The sequence below is a fragment of the Streptomyces sp. NPDC052682 genome (assembly GCF_040678435.1).
Lineage (GTDB): Bacteria > Actinomycetota > Actinomycetes > Streptomycetales > Streptomycetaceae > Streptomyces.
On the sequence record NZ_JBFATS010000001.1, the window covers coordinates 36,654 to 56,333 of the forward strand.

The 19,680-nt window shown below is 70.8% G+C and carries 1 protein-coding gene; it reads right to left on the reverse strand.

Annotated features, from left to right (window positions below; translation table 11 throughout):
* Window positions 1-750: 750 nt before the first annotated feature.
* Window positions 751-19,674, reverse strand: a complete 18,924-nt coding sequence (locus AB0K80_RS00170) for a UvrD-helicase domain-containing protein (RefSeq protein ID WP_365664222.1) — start codon at window positions 19,672-19,674, stop codon at window positions 751-753.
* Between the last annotated feature and the right edge of the window lie 6 nt (window positions 19,675-19,680).

Consider the following 19,680-nt stretch of genomic DNA (forward strand, 5'->3'; position numbering starts at 1 on the left):
GCGTCCGCGTGCTCCTCGACAATCTCGGCGTCCCGGCACAGCGCTGACCGCACACAGGGCGTACAGCGGCCGGCCCGCACCACAACGCCGCGCGCGGTTCGATCACGCCCAGCAGCCCCTGGGGCCTGCTGCGCCACTACTGGGTGCTGGCCAAGCTCGCACTGACCGTCGTAGCCACCTTCCTCCTCCTGTTGCACATGCAGGTGGTCGACGAGATAGCGGACACTCGCTCGCTGGTGAAGTCCGCAGGTAGGCCCACTTGTCGAGGAGGGCGCGATGCTGCCCCTGCGTCGGCCTCGTCAGGCCCGGGCCCGAGCCGCCGTCTTCACCGACCCGCCGCCGCGCCGGTCGGTGCGCTGCTCCTGCTGCACCCTCCATCCGTACCGGGTGATGCCGCGCGGCTTGTAGACGGAGAGGGCCGTGGTGGTGAGCAGGACGGCGACGGCGGCCGCGGCGTCGGACCTGGTCAGGCATCGGCTTCACCGCTGTCGGCGATGACGGCGATGACGGCACAGACTGCGGCGTGATTCACCTCGGCAACGGCACGAACGCCTCCAGCATCTGCGGTCGGCACCCATCGCCGCGGACAGCACCGAGCAGAGCGCCCGCGGCAACGAATTCTTCGGGCCATGCCAAGACCCCGTCCGAGGCGGCCGATGGAACTACCTGGACGTCTCCGACGCGTCTTCGTACCGGCCGACCTGGCGTTACCGCAGCGGCTGGAACCTGCTACGGATCCTGTGCACTCCCCTACCTGCGCCCGGGGGTGCTGGGGGCCTTGTGCTGTTGGCGGTAGATCTCCTCCTGCGCGTGCCGCTGCGGACGCTGTCTCTCTTTCTGCAAGCCCTTCGTCGTTGGCCCCGTCGTCCCCGGGCTTCGCGGCTGCGCCGACGGCCGCTGGGCTGCGGCGGTCGCCTTCACCGCCGCCTGCCACGCGCTCTGAATCACGTCCTCCGGCAGCGCCGCGCCCCTGGCGGCCGCGTGGACGCGCAGCGCCGCGAGGAACGGCTCGGCCATCAGCGCCCGTTCCTGCGGCGGCGCCACCTGGGTCCGGGGCTTGTCGGCCAGCTTCTGCGCCGCCGCCTGGGACTTGTCGGCCAGCTCCAACAGCATCTCGGCTTTGCGCCGTTCGGCGGGTGTGGTCGCCGCCGCGGCGGCGAGCCGGCCCCGGTCGCGCAGCCGCTCCGCCTGCGTGGCAAGGGCCTGATGGGTCAGGGACCGCTGGTCCGGCACCTCGCCCTGCCGCTGCTGAGCGACTGCGGCCGTGGGCGCCGTGGCCGTGGCGTCGGGGCGCAGGCGGCGCTGCGACGGCGGCGACGCCTGAAGCTTCGTGGACTCCGGCTTCGCTCCGGGGGCCGCCGACTGTTCCGGCTGAGCCGAGGCCTCGGGAGCGGCAGCGGGCGGCCGCACCGTCGTCGCCGGACCGTCGGTGCTCGCGCGCAGCTGCCACCCGTCGCCGTCCTCGCCTCTCCCGTAGGCGTAACCCTGGCCGGCCAGCATGGCGGGCACCTCGCTGCCCCGGCCGCTGAGGTACAGCTCAACCGCCCGGTTGGCCCGCTGCCCTGCCTCGGCCCGGTCCGTCTGCCCTCGCATCACGCGCTGGTGCTCCCGGAGCAGCAGGCTGATCATGTCACCGCGGGACAGCTCTCCGTCCAGTACTGGCTCGCGGGGCAGCGCTGCGCGCACCTCGTCGAACCATCCGCTGCGGAACGGCTGGTGCTCGGGGTTCCAGCGCGGCCCCGGCTCCTGCCCGGGAGCCTGAGCCGTGACCTGGGGGGCCGGGCTCTTCGTGACCTGTTCGCCGTCCGCTGCGAAGCTCTGGGCGGCCGGTTCGGGGTCGTAGTAGGTGCCCAGCGGGGTGGTCTGTCCCTCAGGGAGGTAGCCGCGCAGGTGGGAGATGTGCTCCTCGGCCGCGTGGTGCAGCACGCGCAACGCGTTCCAGCGCAGGCCGTCGCGGTGTCCGCCGCGCTCAAGCCGGGCCAGCAGCGTACGGATACCGTGAGAGATCATCTCGACTGTGCGCACCCATAGCATCCGCCCGGTGCCCAGAATGGTGTCGTCCGCCGAGAGCCGATTGACGCCCAGCCATGCCCGGTCCATCACCTCGCGGGCGGACTCGAAGGCGTAAGTGACGCGCCGCCACAGCGGGTGCTGCGCTAGGTCGCCGATCCAGTCGGCGGCCGTGTGGTAGGTCTGCTTGATCGTCTCGAATCCGCGTCTCATCAAAGCGCGCACCCGCCCAGGCTCGCGGTCGGCGCCTTCCTCACCGTCGGGGCGGGTGGTGATCCGCGTGGCGAGCCATTGCCAGGCCCCGCGCAGCTGGTCGGCGAGGTCGATGCGCTGGTTGGGCGGCAGCAGCCCGGTGAGCCGGTCGGCCCGGGTGGCAGCGGCACGGTGCAGCCGCCACACCGCCCGCCAGGCGGCGGTGTCCCGCTGCCCGCCACGGTCCAGCCGCCGGGCCAGCGCGAAGGCGGCGTGCGAGATCACGCGTGCCGTCCGGGCCTGGATCGTACGGTCCAAACCGTGGGTGCGCACATCGCGCACCAGCTCCTCTGCGTAGGTGCCCACCGCCTCGCGGACCGCTGCCCGCAGGCCCTGCGCCGCATCGCGGACCTGACGGATCGTTTCCCACTCCGGGGCGCCCCAGTAGTAGCCCGCCTGGTCCTGGGCCGCCCTCATGGCGGCGTCGAGTTCCGCCGCGTCGGACGCGTCGACCGCCGGGTCCTGCGAGCGCGGCAGGACCGGATCGGCGTCGATGCTGCGCAGGGTCCGGTCCAACTCCTCGCGCAGTACCTCGTACCGGTCGTTGAGCCTCCGTTCGTCCTCCTCACTCAGACGGCGTGCGGAGGCCGCGGCGGCCGGCGTGTCCGGCGCGGCGCTCTGCTGCTCCCCGGCGCCGCCACCGCGCAGTACGGCGAGGATGCTCTCGAAGTGCTGGTCCAGCTCGTCCGTTGCCGAGGAGCGGGGCTCCTCCGGCACTGCCTGCGGTTGCACCACCGGCTCCTCCTCGGTCCTGTCGCGGGCAGGCTGAGCTCCTGCGGCGGGTCCGTGCGCACGGGCGGGCCGGACGGAGATTGCCGTCTCCGGATCCTCGGTGCCATCGACCGTCGTGTCCAGGTCGGCTGGGTTCGGATCGGTCTCCCGGCGCCGCAGGCCGCCGTCACCGACCATCTCCCACTCGTCACTGTCATAGACGGCCCCGTCGACCACCAGGTCATCGCCGATCACGTCACGCCGGAAGTCGTCCGGGACGGCATCGGCTTCGGCGGCGAGGTCGGCGCCGCCGACTGGCGCAGCCTCCTGCTCGACCGCCGTGGCGGGCGGAGCCTGTGGAGCCGGCCTGGTCGCTTCCGCCGACGCCGACGGGGCAGGCTGTGGAACGGTGGTCGCCTGCAGACGCACCGCCTGCTCCCGTGCCTGCGCGATCACGGCCTGCAGCAGCCGCCGGTCGGCGACCGAGGCGAACGCCCGGCGCTCGTCCATCGAGCGCCCTGCGAGCGTCGCGGCGGAGATCAGCTCCTGATATCTGCGGGCCAGGGCCTGCGGATCGGTGTCGCGCAGTCCGGCCCGGGAGACCGCGCGCCACGCCTCCTCGATCTGCGCCGCCTCGTTCACGGCGGCAACGCCTGTCTCTTCGCGCAGTTCCCGGGCCTCCGCCAGCATCGACCGGCCGGTGTCGCAGGCTGCCCATGCCTCGTAGGCGCGCCGTAGCTGCATGAACTCCCGCAAGAAGGCCTCCCTGGCGGGGTACGGCTGCACATCCGCGCTGTCGTCCGGTCCCGTCCGGGCGGCACCGGGCACGTCAGTGTCCGGACTGCCCGCGGGCGGTTCGGAAGGCGCCGCCTCCGCTTGCTCGGCACCGTTCCCGTCTGCGGCTCCAGCGCCCGCTTCCGTCTGCGGCTGGGCGGCCGCGGCGTCCTCACTACTCTCCTGTACGGCAGCGGCCTCGGCGACCGGCTCTTGCCGTGCCGCGGAAACCTCCTCGGCAAGGTCGCCCACGGCGCCGTCCGGACGGCCCCCGGCGCCGGCATCGAGCGGCACGTCGATGAGGTCGACTAGCGACTGCGGCAGCATCAGCGGCTGCACTTGGACATCGAGGCTGGTCCAATGCGGCAGGGACCACACGTACGGGCGCCGCTCGCCGCCTCCCAGCAAGAGCTCCCCGGAGATGGAGATCCGCCCCTCCTCGACGGTGGCGGAGCCGCCCGCCACGAACAGCAGCCGCTGCGGCGAGACCTGCCAGAAGGCGTCCCCCGCCCGTACCTCGCCCAGTGGCTTGGCGCTGGTGTGGCGCTCCGGCAGCACGGCGGACAGGCGCCGGACCCGCTCCAAGGACGCTTCCTCGGCGGCCCGCTCGCTCGTGCTGCCCGGGTCCACCAGGTCGTCCAGGCTGATCAGCCCGTCGTCCGGCTCCTGCGCCGACAGCCGGTTCCGCGCGATCAGGTCCTCGGCCGTGCCGTCCTCGTGCGCCTGCAGTGACTCATTGATCAGTGTGTCCTTCAACGAGCCGAGCAGGTCGCGCACTTCCTGGCGTGCCGCCTGGAAGCGGTCGTGCTCACCGATGACGGTGAAGCCGTCCTCCGTGCGCTGCAGCGCGTTGCCCGTACGCCAGGTCTCGACGATCAGCTGCCGACGCAGCGGGGTCATGGCCGGCCGCAACCAGGTGACCGCACGGGACCACGGGATCTTGCCGGCGCGCACGGGCGAGCCGTCCACGGAGACCGTGATCTCCAGTCCCGACCGGGAGGAATAGACGCTCGCCGTCTGCTCGCCCTGCTCGTTCCCCGGCCCGGCGGGCATTCGGAAGGATCCGTCGTGGAGCTGCGGGTACCGCTTCTGGCCGCTGTCGAGATCGAAGATGAGCTGGCCGAATTCGTGAGCGGAGATCCGGCCGAGCGCGGCGGCGATGTCGCGGTCGGTCAGCGGCTCGGGCGCGGTCTCCTCGCCGCCGTCGGCGGCCCGCCCCTCGGCGAGCGACGCGTCGTGCTGCGGCTCAGTAGACGGCGCCGCCGCGGACGGCTGCTGACGCTCGGCGATCATGCGGCGCAGCTCGGAGTACTCCTCGACCACTTGCGCATTCCAGCCCAGTTCCGCCATGACCTCACGGGCCACGTCCAACTGCACCTTGACGGGCGTCAGCGCTGCGTCCACATGCGGGAAGAGCTCGTCGTCCACCGCGCTGAACCCGGCCAGGCCCACAATCTGGTCCAGCGCATCGCGCACGGCGGCCGGCTTGAGCTTGCGGCTGCGCGCCGTGCGCTCGGCTTCGTCGATCGTCTGCAGGACCAGCACCAGCGCCTCGCGGACGAACGGATTGGTCAGCTCGGGCAGCCGGTTGTCGGCGGTGAGCTGCTCCTCCAGCGTGGCCAGCAATTGCGGGTCGCCCGCGTTCGGGGTGATCAGCGCGTTGTAGTGCTCGGCGGCGCGGTCGGCGATCCGCCCGATCTGCTCCCGGAGGTCACCGGCGACCTCTTCCACCAGAGCGCGGGTGGCGGCGTCGTCCTCGCCGAAGCCGTCCAGAGTGTGCTGGAGGTTGAGCAGGAACTGGTCGAAGGGGTGGTCCTGCTCCCACACGATCCGGGCCCGGCTCACACCCAGGGCCTCGCTGATCTCGCGGGCGAGGTTGGGGATGGTGCTGCTCTGCCCGCGGCGCGTACCGGCCTGGGCGCGACGGCGGATCTTGTCGTGGTCCCACGGCAGGGGAGCTGGCCGTCCGGCAGCGGCATCCTCGCTCCCAGCCTCCGCCGGTGCACCCCCGGTCGCCTCGGCGCCAGCCGTCTCGGCCGCAGGGGCCGGGGCGCTGCCGTCCGTGGACAGCGAAGGCTGCTCGCCGCCGACCAGTTCCTGCTGCGCGGACTGGGCGAGGGTTTCGTCTGCGCCCTGCGCAGGCGCGACCGCCCGTTCCGTCTCGCGTATCTCCGGCTCCAGTGGCTGGGGCTGAGGCCCAACGTGACCGAACGCTATCCGGTCGCCGAATGCTGCGATCAGGCTCTGCCGGTCTTCGACGCCCGGGCTCTGCTGCTCCGGTACGGAGTCCAGGGCCACTTTCTGCGCGGGCGGTGTCGGCTCCTCGCGCGGAGCTTGCGCGGGCAGCTCCGCGCCCGCGTCGGCCGGTGCCTGCTCCTGCCGTTCCGCCGCCTCGGTGACCGCTACCGCAGCGGGCTCCGCCTTGGCGACGGGTTGTTCGGCCGCGGTCCGTTCCGGCGCCGCAGCGACCGCCTGTCGCTGTGCGGGGGCGGGCTGCGACAGTTCCTCACCGAGGGTGTGCACCCAGGCCAGCGAGCCGATCTCCAGGCGCTCCTTGGCCCGGGTCACTGTCACGTAGGCCAGCCGCAGCTCTTCGGCCGCAGGCAGGACCAGCTCTCCGTTCTCGTCCTCCGACGGCTGCGGGAAGTCCGGGCCGATGCGCACCCGGTCCCATTCCCGGCCCTTGGCCTTGTGGGCGGTGGAGACCACCAGCTCCGGGCGGGTCTCCTCCTCCTTGGCGTCCTCCGGCACCAGGTCCCCGATCATGCGCAGCAGGCCTTCGGGGCTGTAGCGGTCGACGAGCCGGACAAACATCTGCAGCGACTTGTCGTCCTCGCTCTCGGCGTACTCGCGGACTTCGTTCCAGCTGTCGAACGCCTGAAGTTCGGGGTGTTTGGTGCGGCGCCCACGCTGCAGGTCACGCGCCGCCTTGGCGATCTCTTCGATGTCGCGGCCACCGCCGACCAGCGCCACGCGCTTGCCCGCTTCGAATCCGGCGAACACCGCGGCGATCGCGCCGACGTTCGTACGCGTGAGCACCGCGTCGGGCTCCTCGACCGGACCGAGGGTCGTGTCCAGCGCGGGGTTGCCCTCCAGGACCAGGTCCGAGCCCAGCAACTGCAGGTAGGTGTTGCCGACGGCCGCGACCTGCGGGCCGAACCGCCAGCTCTGTGTGAGCGGAAGGACCTCGTCGGCCGGCCAGTCCTTGAGCGCGTCGATCGCGCCACGGAACTCGTAGATACTCTGGTTGCTGTCCCCGACCACGATCGTCTGAGTGTCCTGGTCTTGGATGACCTTCTTCAGGACCGGGTTGATGTCCTGCGCCTCGTCGAACAGGATCACGTCGTAGTTCAGCCGCGGGTTGGTCAGCGCCCACAGCTTGAGGTAGTCGTCGTGGCTGAAGTACAGCTTGTTGCTGTTCGGGTCGGCGATGTCCGCCCACGCGCGGCGGGCGACCGCCAGCAGTTCGGTAGCGGCGGGGCTGGCCGCCCAGCTCTGCCCGAGGTGCTGCGTTCCCAGTTCGGCGTCAGCGCTCTCGCGGAACCGGCGGATGGCCGACATCACGATCCGCGCCACGTCCTCCGGCTCGATGCCGCCGCCCTTGTACTTCAGCGGCTCACGCAGGTCGAGTGCTTGGGCGACGTCCTTCGGGCGGCGCGCGCCGCCGTTGCGTCCGGCCTTGGCGATCTTTTCGCGCAGCGGGGTGTTCCGCAGGGCGGCCCGTGCGAACGCGTGGGAGGTGTCCGCCGTGACGTTGCGCGGGAACTTCCGCCTCGCCTCGTCAGCGATGCTGCGGTTGAACGCGACGTAGACGATGCGCTTGTCGGGCATCCGCCGGGTGACCATCTGCAGTGTGGAGGTCTTGCCCGTCCCGGCGAGCGCCTGGACAGCGATGTCCCGCCCGGCGAGGGCTGCATCGATGATCTTCTGCTGCTGCTCGGTGGGCGGGAATTCCGTCGCCGGGGCCGGCGCGGACGCCGCCCGCTCATCCATGGTCCGCAGGTAGGCGCGGATCTCCTCCACGACGCGGTCACGGTCGGCCGCCCGGCCCTGGTAGCGCCAGCGGCCCTCCCGGAAGGCGAAACGGCGGTCCTTCTTCAGAAGATCGCGCAGCTCCGCTTCCTGCTCCCAGTACCCGGCGGCGCCGGTACCGGTGACGAAGGTCCCCCCACCATCGGTGACGATCTTGATGCGGCTGGACCACGGTCCTGTTGCCGCTTCCGGCTCCGTGACCGTCACACTCTCCTCCTGCTCTGGCTCCTCGGTAACCGGGGCCTCCTCGTCCGGCTCCGGCTGGTGCTGCTGGGGCGCCGCGGGTTCCTCGGCCTGCGGGGCCTGATCAGCGGTGTGCTGCTCGTCGGTCGCTTCCGGCGCGGGCAGTGCCATGCCGAACGCCCGCGCGGCCTCGGCCGCGATCTCCTCGGGCGTCGCGCGCTCGAGCAGCAGGTTGCGCGGGGCATCCCAGGAGCCGACGTCATCGCGTTCGACGGAGACTGTGCCGTCTTCCTCGCTCGCGCGCAGCGCAGCGAGAGTGAGGGTGACCAGCCCTGCCGGACCGTGTTGGATATCCATCACCTCGCGCGGCAGGAACTCGTCGTCCGCCTCGAACCAGATCCGGTCCCCGACCCGGAGGTCATCCGGATACGCCTGACCGTCCGGGGCCGGCCGGCGGCCGGGCTGCGCCGCCACCATGTTCCAGACCAAGACGGCCTGGGACTGCTGGGCGTCCAGGCCTCGCTCCTGGTCGAACAACGCACGCTCGCGCAGCACGAGACGGTCGAGCTCGTAGCGGTAGCCACCCAAAGCGCGAGGCAGAGAGGGGTCCGACCAGTCGATCAGTGCCCCGAGGTGGTCCCGCAGGGAGGCCAGTCGCTCGGAGAAGGCGAGCGCGTCCTCGCGCGAGCGCAGCCCACCCATGACGTTCAGCGCGGTCTCCAGCCCGGTGTTGACCAGGTACGCGTACTCGTCCACCCGGCCGAACTCCATGCCACTGCCCGCCGCCCGCAGGCACCACTCAGCGCCCTGCACCGGGTCGACGTCGGCATAGGCGGCCTGCTGGACCACGGCGAACTGACCATTCGGAGACAGCTCGAACGAGGCGTGTTCCGCCATGCGCTCCAGCTCACGGCGGTCGCCCGGTATCGGGGCGGCCTTGAAGTGCGTACGAAGCTGACCGGTGGTCGCGAAGCGCCGCACCGGTTGTTCGGTCGGCTCGCCCAGCGGTAGCGCGAGGCGGGCCTGGTGCGCCGGCAGCATCGCCAGCTCCTCGACCTTCGCCCAGGGGATCGGCGCGGACAGCGGCAGCACGCGGGCGTCGGCCATGGCCAGGAGATCGGCGGGCAGGAAGCGCCCGTTCAAGCTGGTGGACACCAGGTCGTTGTGGGGGACGATCTGAGCGCCGCGCACGATCGGGTCGCTGCCGTCGGCTGCGTCCACCTCCAGCGACTGCAGTAGCAACAGCACGTCGCGGACCTGCCCGTCCGGGAGGTTCAGCGTGGTCACGATGGCCAGCCGCGCATCCTCGGTCGATAGCGGGTCGGTGTGATGAGGCAGCGCCTCCAGATGCTGTTGCGTCAGCGGAGTCCCGGTGGCGGTGCCGTCTGCTTCCGGTGCGTTCCGCCCGGCAGCCGGCTTCCCTTGTTCCGGCTCCGGCCGCTCGGCCGAGAGCTCGGCGAACAGCGTGTCCTGCTCGGCGGGCGCGGACGGATCGAGGATCTGTCGCAGCGCCTGTTCAGCCGACGTGCCTGCCTCGATCGCGAGAGTCTGGACCTCCTGCTCGACGTCGGTCAGGCGCGGGCGGGCCACCGAGCGGCCGGAGTAGTGGTGTGCGACGGAGCGCTGCGCGTTGTAGGTGTAGCTCCCTATGCTCAGCTCCCAGACCAGGGTGTAGTGCCGCGGCCCGTTGGCGGTCTGCGCACGCAACGTCACCTGGTAGTGCGGGGAGGAGTGCTCCGACCAGCGGGCCCACTGCCCGGCGACCTCCCACCCGTTGGCCCGCGCGGCCTGCTGAATCCGCTCCGCCCGGCCCGGCGGCTGTGGAGAATCGACCACGGCACTCGCACCCTCGTCGGTGGCTACGTGCGCTTCCGCGTGCATCGGAGCCTGCTGCGTCGCCTCGCCCCCGCGGCCGTCCGTCTGCGCAGCCGGGCCGATCGCGGCGTACACCTCGTCGAAGACCTGACGGGCGGCCGCCTCGGTCCCTCGGCTGTTGCCGACGACGAGGTAGTAGTCCTCGAAGGTGTCGGCGTCCGAGTCCTCGGGCGGACTCAGACGCGCATGTCCCAGCCATTCCCTGAACCAGGCCCACAGCTCCTCCTGCGGCGCGGGTTCGGCGAACCGCGTACGCACCAGGTCATCGGCGAGTGCGACTCGGATCGCCAGGTCGCGGACGCGCTGACGGGCCCGCTCGTCACTGGCGGCGATCATTGCCTCGACCTCGGCTCGCTTGGCGCGTCTGCGCGCCTGCTCGTCCGGCTGGTCCGGCTGGTCCAGCTGGTCCGGCAGCTCTTCAGCGGCGCGGCCGATCTCGCGCCGGGCCGCGCGCTCCTGCTCACGGCGCCGCTGGCCGGACTGTGCTGTCTCTTCGGCCACCCGATCGGTCAGCAGCAGGCGCACGATGTGCCGCTCGGTTCCCGCGAGAAGCTGTGCGAGTAGCTCACGGCCCGCCGGCGGCACCCAGCCGCGCTCCAGCTCCCGCGCGAGAGCGCCTGTTGCGGTGAGCGCCTGCCGGTAGGCGTCGACGGCCTGCGACAGCGGCGCCTCCCCGCGGTGGGCGGTACGCCCGGCCTCCTCCGCCTCCTCCCACCGGGCGTCGAACTCCCAGCGCAGGGTGTACCGGTCGTCTTCGGCCCCCGACGCCAGGCGGGAGTCAGCGGGGACCGCGACGATGTCGCTCGGGTTTATGCGGGACGGACCGGCGGTGTAATAGCCCTCGACGTGGTCCCTGCCCGTGATCACCACTGATCGATACGACAGCTGCCGGGATTCCGCCCACCGTTTGAATCCCATGCGGACCACGTCGCCCGGCTTGAGGACTGCGGCATCGTTCGCGTACGGGACGAAGCCGTCGGGCACCTCCACCTTGGCCGGCCCCCGGAACCACGCTTCTTTACCCTCCGGTGGTACCTCTTCCTGCTGCGGCGCGCCGGGCAGATACCCGGCCAACTGCTGCGTCAGCAGGTGAAGACGCTCGACAGACTCCAGCAGCGCCTCGCTCGTGTACGGCCCGTCCACCAGGGCGTCCGGCTCTCCGGTGCTCTGCGGTTCCGCCGGCTGCGTCATCGGTTCCGCAGCCGTCCGCGGCGCCTCAGCCCGCTGTACCGGTTCGGCCCGTTCTGACCCCATTTCCGGGCCTGGGGTGGCGAACAGGCGCTCCCACAACCCTTCCTGCTGGGCGGTCGCGGTGATGCGGGAGGCCAACAGGGTCGCGTACTGCGTCATCGCACGGAAGTGACGCAACGCCACCGGAGCGCGGTAGCGCTCCTCTTGAAGGTTGTGGGCGAGCGTCTGGGTGGCGCGGGCCAGCTCCGTGCAACGGCGGACGACGTCGTCGGCGGGGTGGGCGAAGGGGTCGCGGCCACTGCCGACCGGCCCCTGACGCAAGTCCTCCAGCGCCCGGTGCACCGCCTCGCCGTCCGGGCGGGCACCGATCCCTCGCGTGATCAGCCGCTTGCCCGCCGGGGTGTCCTGCATCCGCCAGTAGCCGGCGAACATCTCCTCCAGGTCGGCGGTGGCCTCTTCCTTGCTGACGTAGGGCTCCCCCGCCGGTATGACGATCTCCGGACCGGCCTGCTCGGGGGGCTCCTCGACCATCCGGTAGGTCCGGTTCAGGCGGCTGAGCTCGTCGACCACCTTGCGGACGCGCACGTCGCGGGTGGTCTGCACCATGCGCCGCGGCAAGTACCAGAAGTTCTGGTTGCGGGAGAAGCGGAAGCCATGCCGGTCGAGGGCGGCGCGCACCGGAGCATCGCCCTCCTCGTTGGTGATGCCGCGCACCACGGTGCCGCGGTAGTGGTGCTCGATCTCCAGTGCACCGGCCTTGGCGCCGGTCTCGGGGACGGCGGGTTGAGAGGTGGTCTGTGGGCCTGCTACGGCCCGCAGCTGGTCCTGCCGTTGTGCCAGGGCGGCGCGTACTTCGGCCAACGCCTGCGGGTCGTCGGCGGAGGCACGGCATGCGGCCGCGTGCTCGTAGGCAGCCCGCACCAGCCGGGTCAAAGCCTTGCTGTCGTCCGGGCTGCGGTAGGCGCCTTCCTGCAGGCTGAGCACGAGCGCGTAGGTGGCGTGCGCGAGCTTCGTCGTACGGCGGGTGACTTCCTCCAGGGTGCCGTCGTCGGTCGTGGCCCATTCGGCGGCGTACAGTGCCTGCCGGATTTCTTCCAGCGCCGTGCGCGCACTGCCCAGCGCGGCGTCCGCTGCCCGGCCGGTCCGCTCGGCAAGGTCGCGGGCGGTGGCCGTTGCCAGCCATGCCTCCCACGCCGTGGCGATCCGCTCCACGCCCTCGGCGAAGGAGCGGTCCGGGCCATAGGCGGGAGAGCTCGCCGCCGCCAACTGGTAGGCAGCAAGGGCCTGATGGTGCCGGTAGGCGCGCTGGGACAGATCACGCAGCACTTGGCGGCTGACGGGGTTGTTCGCTTCCTCCGCCGCGTCCAGTGCGTAGGAGACGACCTGCATCCAGTCGGTCAGCGCGCTGCCGATCGTGGTGTCGGGGGCCTGGCGGATGTTCCACATCGCGCCGCGCAACTGAGCGCTGGCTTCCCCGCCGCTGCTGCTGTAGACCTCGGGCCAGCGGTCGTACGTCTCGAACAGCAGCTGCCGGGCGAAAGTCAGCTGGTCGCTGCCGGAGTACGGGGCAGGCCGCTCCTTCAGCGGGTCGTTGCGCACCAGGACCGACCAGGCGTCGGTGTCCAGCGCGGAGGCGTCCAGGAGCATGTCGAACAGGTCGCGGCCGGTGGCGTGCATCCGCCCCAGGTGCCGCTCGGTGCGCTGGGCGAGCCGGGCGGCGAGCTCGGCAACCTGACCCTCCGTGGCATCGGCGAGCCGCACCGTGGCGGTGGCCAGCCGGTCATAGCGGGCGAAGACGTCCGTCGGCGACAGCTGCTCGCCGGTCTCGACGTCCGCACTGGCCTCGGCGAACTCTGCCAGCACCGGGCCGGCGACGTGGGGCCCGGCCGTCTCCAAGGCCTCACACAGCTGCCTGATCGACTCGCCGACCAGTTCCCGCGCGGCCACCAACTCCCCGCTGTCGGCGTAGTGGTCGAGCAGCACCGCCATGCGGTGGGCGCGCGGCAGTGCCGAGCCCGGCGCCTGCTCCGCGACCGGAGCCGGTTGCGGCTCAGGCTCACTCGACTGCGCCGGTTCTCCTGCCACGGGCTGCTCGTCCGCTTCGTCTAGCTCGGCCTGGTCGGCGTCCTGCTCAGGGCTCTGCACGCCCGGCACAGCGGCGTCGGTTCCGGGGGTAGGCGTGCCAGCGGCCGCGGCGGCTCTGGTGATCTCGAAGCGGGTGCCGTCTTGGCCCGACAGCGCGATGCCGTCCGGATGCTCCTCCAGGCTCATTCCGTCAGCGATGAGCTGCGCGATACCGGCCGCCAGGTCGATGCCGTTGACCGGACCGGTGCGCATACCTGGGAGGCCGGTGACCGTGTACTGGTCGAAGATGGACAGGCCAGGGATGAACTCCAGTGCCTCGTCGTCCTCGACGGTGATCGGCTCGTCGCTGTCCCACCAGTGCTGGAAGACCGTACTTTCGCGGTCCTCCACGGTGGCGCGGTAGCGGGCGGCGTGGTCGCGCAGCGCGGAGGCCATCTCCCACGTGTGCCTGACCACCTCCTGGCCGCGCTGCTCACGGTCCCACTGCTCGGCGACCTGGCGGGCCAGGTCGGCCGCGGTCTGGAACACCTGCCAGTCGGCCACCTGCTCCAGTGCCAGCAGTCGACTCCGCCGGGCCTCCTGGGACTCTGAGAGCATCATCTGTGCGGCCCGCGCCAGGCTGACCTCGGCGTCGGTGCCGTCGACCAAGTGGGTGCCCAACTGCTGCACCCATGCCTGGTAGCCCTGCACCGCCGCATGCTCGGCTGCCCAGTATTCGGAGCGGTCGGCGTAGGGCTCCGCCGTGGCCTGCTGCCCTGCCCGACGCTCGCCTGAGGCTGCTGCTGCCGGCGGGCCGGCAGCGGCGCGCTCCGCCGCCGGGGTGTCGTCTTCGTAGAGGTCTTGGCCGGTGGCCTGGTTCTCGATCTCGGCGTCGAGGCGGGCCTGCTCGGCGCGGGCGCGGTGGAGCTTGTCGAGCTTGGTGAACGGCTGGTCGACCAGCTTCTGGGCACGGTCGATCTCCTGCTTCAGCTCCTCGACGGCGCCCAGCAGCCGGGTGTGGATCTCATCGAGCCGCTCGCACAGGTTCTCCATACGGGTCACCAGGCCCAGCGGCGGCTTGCCGTCGCTGATGAGGGCGGCGACGTCGTCGATGGCGAAGACGGCCTGGGGGATGTCTTGCAGGCCGCGGATGCGGAACTCGATGTAGTCGTGGACGGTGTTGATGCGGGCCTCGAACTGCTGGCCGCCCACGATGGCCACGTTCTCCCAGCGGCTGACCGGCCCGTGCGTCATGCGCTGTGCCAGCGCGAGCTGGGTGCGCAGGGCGGTTGCCGCCTCGCCGCGCTTTGTTACGACCGTGCCGTTGGGCAGCTCCATGCGAAAGGCATCGCCCTTGGTGTCGTGTCGCACAGCGAGCGCCCGCGCAACCAGGTCTGCGCGCTCCTGGGCCTTGGCCAGGGTTTCGTCAGCGGTGTCGACCACATTGCGCAGGTGGGTGTGGGTGCGCTGCCAGCTCTTGTAGGCCGCCTCGAGCTGCCGGACCTCCTCGTCGGCCTGCAGCTTCTTCAGCAGCAGCGGGTTGCCGGTCGCGATGGCCTTGATCTCGCCGTATTCGAGGTAGTCCTTGCCCAGGTCACCGTCGAGCGTCCGGTCCTGTTCGTCCAGCTCCCGGCCGGTGCGGACCTGGTCGATGAAGCGCGCCTTCCGCTCGACGGTCTGCCACATGAAGGAGTCGAAGGACCCGGCCTTGACCCAGCGGTAGATCTGGACGGGGATGCCCAGGGCGAAGTGCTGGTTGAACTGCCGAATGATGCGACCCTCGCGCTGGGTGACGTCGGAGGGCCGCCAAGGGCAGTCCAGATGGTGCAGCGCGATCGCCAGGTCCTGAACATTGACGCCGACGCCCATGGTGTCGGTGGAGCCCATCAGCACGGCGACCTTGCCGACGCGGGCTTCGGCGAAGAGCTTCTCTTTCTCCTCGGCGGTCTGCGCGTCCTGGGCGTAGCGAATCTTCTCTTCGGGGACGCCGCGCTTGACCAGCTCATCGCGCAGATAGTCGTAGGCGATGAACTTCCTGAGCTTCCTGGCCTCCTCCGAGGCGGTACCGCGGTCGGCGAACACCAGCTGTAAGGCACCGGTCAGTGGGAGCGGGTTGCCCTCGCGGTCGGTGTAGCGGCGGTCCTTGTACTGGTGGTAGATCTCGGCGATCTTGTCGGCGGCGGCGTCCAGTTTGCCCGGCCCGTCGGGGGTCACGCCGACCATCCGCAGGTCCATGGCGGCCAGCCGGCCGTCGTTGCTGATCTTCAGCAGGTTGTCCTCGGTGGCGTCGACGTATTGGGCTCGTACGGCCTCGGCCCGGTCGGCGATCTCCGCCATGTACTGGCGGTCGGCGTCGGTGGCGGGGACGACCACGGTCTCACTGGTGTAATCCGGGACAGGCAGGTTCAGATCGTGCTTGGTCTTGACGTCCGCCATCGCCTTCCACAACCGGCTGAACGATGCCGCGTTCCGGAACCCGCCGATCCGCTCCTTGATCCGCGGAATCCCCTCCGGGGAGATCTCCGGGGCCATGGTTTCCGCGAGGTACTGCGCCTGGAAGGAGGAGAACGCGGATATCTCGGCGGCCTGGAGGAGGTCCGGGCGAAAGTAGTCGAGCATGACGTACGCCTGGGGCATGGCGTTGGGGAACGGTGTTCCCGTGGCGCCGAGGCCGACCTTGCGGCCGTACGCCTTGAACATCGAGCGCAGTTTGATCTTCAGGTCTTTGGCCTGTGCGGAGACCGGAAGCGACAGCTCGGAGTTGTTCGCGCCGACCTCGCCGTTGGCGAAGTCCTGGACTTCGTCCACGGCGATGAAGTCGATGCCGGTCTGCTCCCACGAGATGCCCGTCGTGGTCTGCTTGACCAGGTTCTTCTCTGCCCGCTGTGTGTGGCGCTTCAAGTCACCCTGAAGCTTTTTGATGGTGTCCTTGGTGGCGGGCCGGCCAGTGCTCATGGCGGTGGCCGCGTCCAGAGCCTCGGCGATCAGTGGGTCGCCGCCGGGATTGAGGGCCGGATCCAACGCCTGGTCGTTGCCGGTGAGCGCCTTGTGGATACGGGCCCGGTACTCGGCTGTCTGGTCGGCGACGAACTGGGCCTGCCCTCTTGCGGACATCGGGATGCGCTTGAAGAGGGACTGCGGGAGGATGACGGCGTCCCAGTCGCCGTTGGCGATCTGCGCAACGTATGCGGCGGCGGACTCCTTGGTGAACTCGCTGCTGTCGATCGCCAGCACACGCGCCTGCGGATAGGCCTTCAGGAAGTCGTTGCGGAAGTCGTTGACCGTGGAGTTCTTCACCACGATGCACGGCTTGTTCACCATGCCCAGGCGCTTCATCTCCATAAGCGTCATGGCGATGGTGTAGGTCTTGCCCGCACCGACCTCGTAGTCGAAGAAGGTGCCGTACGGCTCGGACAGCGCGCGGGCGACACCGGCCCGCTGGTGCGGCAGCGGGGTGATCGTCTCCGACAGGCCGGGGAACGTCAGATGCGAGCCGTCCCCCTGGTAGGGGACGTAGCTGTTGTAGAGCCGGTTGTAGGTGTCCAGGACGTCCTTGGTGCGCTCGGGGTCCTGCCACAACCAGTCGGCGAACAGCCGGTTGAGTTCGTCGGCCTTCGCGATGGCCTGTTCGGTCTGGTCCGCCGCCCACCGCTTGCCGTCCCGGATCTCCTCCGGCGTTGCGTTCTCGTCCGGCTTGGGCGGTTTGACCACGAGGGTGGCCCGGCGCAGCATGCGGGAGAACAGCTCGACGGCATCCCGGCGAACGGTGCCGTAGACCTTGGTGGCCGCCCGGGAGGTGCGCACCGCCTTCGGGGCGTCGACCTCCCAGTCCGCCCCGGAGGTGCGGGTCACGGTGACGGCCTTCGTCTGCAGCAACTGCTGGATGAACTGCTCGTAGTACTTGGGTGCGACCCAGGTCGCACCGATCTCCACGTTCTCGATGTCCCCAGGCTGTGCGTCGGGCGGGAGCACGCGACGCAGCGCGGCGACGTTGGCCTGCAGCGGGTGCTGGGCCCGGGATTCCTCCGGGACCATCCGCAGGATCTTCTCGGCCTGCTCGATCTTCTCGCGGACGTTCCCGCTCAGGTACTCGGCGGCGGGCACCAGCCGCTGGGTGCCCGGCTCGTTGAACACCAGCTCGCCGAGGGCGTTGCGGGCCTCATCCAGGGACTCCATACCGAGCAGGCGGGCGATCTCTCCGAGCCTCACCTCGCCGTAGGTGTTCAGGCTGATGGCCAACGCGTCCTGCGGGGTCTCGGCGCGGGTCTGCTCCGCCCGCGGCTTGGTCACCGCCCGGGTGAAGATCGCCGACTTCTTGGCGGTGCGGGACTCCTTGTCGTACACCTCCAACGCGTACACGCCGGCGGCGTACGGGTCAGTGCGGAAGGCGCCGTGCGCGCTGCGGCGGTCGCGCCGGTCATTGCGGCCCTCACGGTCGTTGAGGAACCCGAACTTGGCGACATAGGCGTCGTAGTGGGCGTTGAGCTGCTGGCGCAGCGTGGTGGCCTGCTCGTCCTGTCCGGTTGACTCCGCGCTGAGCAGGTCGACGTAGGTGTCACGCAGGCGCAGCAGCGCGCGCAGCTCCTCCACCGCGTTCTTGAACACCGGGCGGTCGGCCAGCTCGCCGCCGACGACCTGAAGAAACGTTCCCTCGCCCTGGTCGACGAGGGTGCCCTCGAACCGCTGGAGTTCCTCGCCGAACATCTCCTGCGCCTGGCGCATCCGCTCGGCGCGCTGCTCCACAGCCGCCCGCTGGACGGCGTCCGGGGAGGCGCTCATCGTCAAGCCTGTCTCGTGGGCCTGACGGGTGATGGCGGCCAGTGCCTCGGTCAGAGCCTCGCTGAGGTCGGTGCCCTCCTGGGGGCGGACGGTCAGGTCGTCGCGGCCGTACTGCGTGCTGGTCAGGGCCATCGTGCCCAGCACCATCTCGGGGTGCTGGGCGAAGTAGTTGTTGACCAGCACGCTGCGCTCGGCGTCGACCTGCACCGGTGACAGGCCCACCCACTCCGGCGGAGTCTCCGGGACCTTGCCGTCGCGGCGGCGCAGGATGAGCACGTCGGTGACGACGTCCGTGCCCGCGGCCCTTCGGTGCGCGCCGGCCGGTAGCCGCACGGCGCCGACCAGGTCCGCCCGGTCGGCGATCTCCAGCCGGGCTGTCTTGCCCATGGAATCCAGGGTGTAACGGCTGGTGATCACGGCGACCACGCCGCCGGGTCGGGTGAGTTCGAGGGACTTGACGATGGCGTAGTTGTGCAGGGCGAGCCGCAGCGGGTTGTGGACGGGATCGGTCGGGGCGATCTCGTCGAAGGGGACGTTCCCTATGACGGCGTCGAAGTAGCCCTCGGGCAGGCGGGTGTCCTTGAAGTCCTGCGCGCGGATCTCCGCGTCCGGGTACAGGGCGGCGGCGATCTCGGCGGTGGTCGGGTCCAGCTCGACGCCGGTCATCGTCGCCTCGGGCGGGGCGAAGGCGAGGAAGTTGCCGCTGCCGCAGCCTGGCTCCAGCACCCGGCCCCCGGAGAAGCCCAGGTTCTTGAGGGCCTGCCAGATCGGCTGCACCAAGGCGGCGTCGGTGAAGTGCGCGTTGCGGACGGTTGCTTCGGCTGCGTGCCACTCGTCCGCGGTCAGTAGCGACCGCAGCTCCGCACGCGCCCCGGCGAACTCGGGCTTGCGCGGGTCGAAGACCTGCCAGGCCGCTCCCCACGAACTCCACCGGGCCAGCACGGCCTGCTCGGCCTTGGTCGCGGGCCTCTTCTCCTCCCGCAGAGTGTGCAGGACGTGGATCGCGGCGATGTTCGCCCGGATCCGCGCCAGCGGGCCGGACGGCGCGAAGTCGTCCTGGCTGCGTGGCCGAAACCGCGGCCGCTCCACCTCCGCCGGCTCGAGGGCGGGGGCGCGCCGCAGCGCGACCTCGGTGACTGCGATGGGGTACGGCTCGTCGTCACCGTCGGTGTCCTGCACAAGCAGCTGCCCGTCGCCGATGCGGTCGACCACCACCGCCTCGGTCAGGTCGTCGGCATCCTCTTCCGCCTCCTGCCCGGTGGAGGCGTCCACGGCGGACTTGTTGCCCGGGAGCGTGGCGCCCCGGTGCGCGATGAGGTCCCCGGGCTGTAAGTCCGCGACATCGTCCGGCGCCGCCTCCCACGCGGCATCCCCTTCCGGCTGGGACGAACTGGGGCTGGGCCGTGGCGGGCGTGGATCATCATCTCCGGCGGGGGCCGGGCCGCTGGTGACCTCGGTGATGAGGGCCTGCTCCGCCGCCGTGAGCGCGTCGCCGTCCTCCGGACCGGTGGGCAGGCTCCCCTCCTCAAGCGCCTGCCAGAGCCGGTCGAAGAGGTCTTCGGCCCACCGCCGGCGCGGCAGCACCTGAGGGGAGGCGACCTCGTGCACCGCGCCGTCGGGTCCTACCCGGACCAGCAGGTAGCTGCCACGCTCGGTGCCGGCGGCCTGCGGGCTGTCGACACCGATGGCGTAGAGCCGGTACTCGCACGGCCCGGCCTCCGGGCTCGTCGAGGCGCGGAAGACGATCGCCTCGGAGGCAGCCTGCGCGTCCAGGTCGGAGAGCTGGCGGGGGGTCTGGTACATCGCGAT

Bases quoted from the DNA above. Each gene is read 5' to 3' on its own strand.
- AB0K80_RS00170 (WP_365664222.1), bottom strand. From the start codon at position 19,674: ATGTACCAGACCCCCCGCCAGCTCTCCGACCTGGACGCGCAGGCTGCC.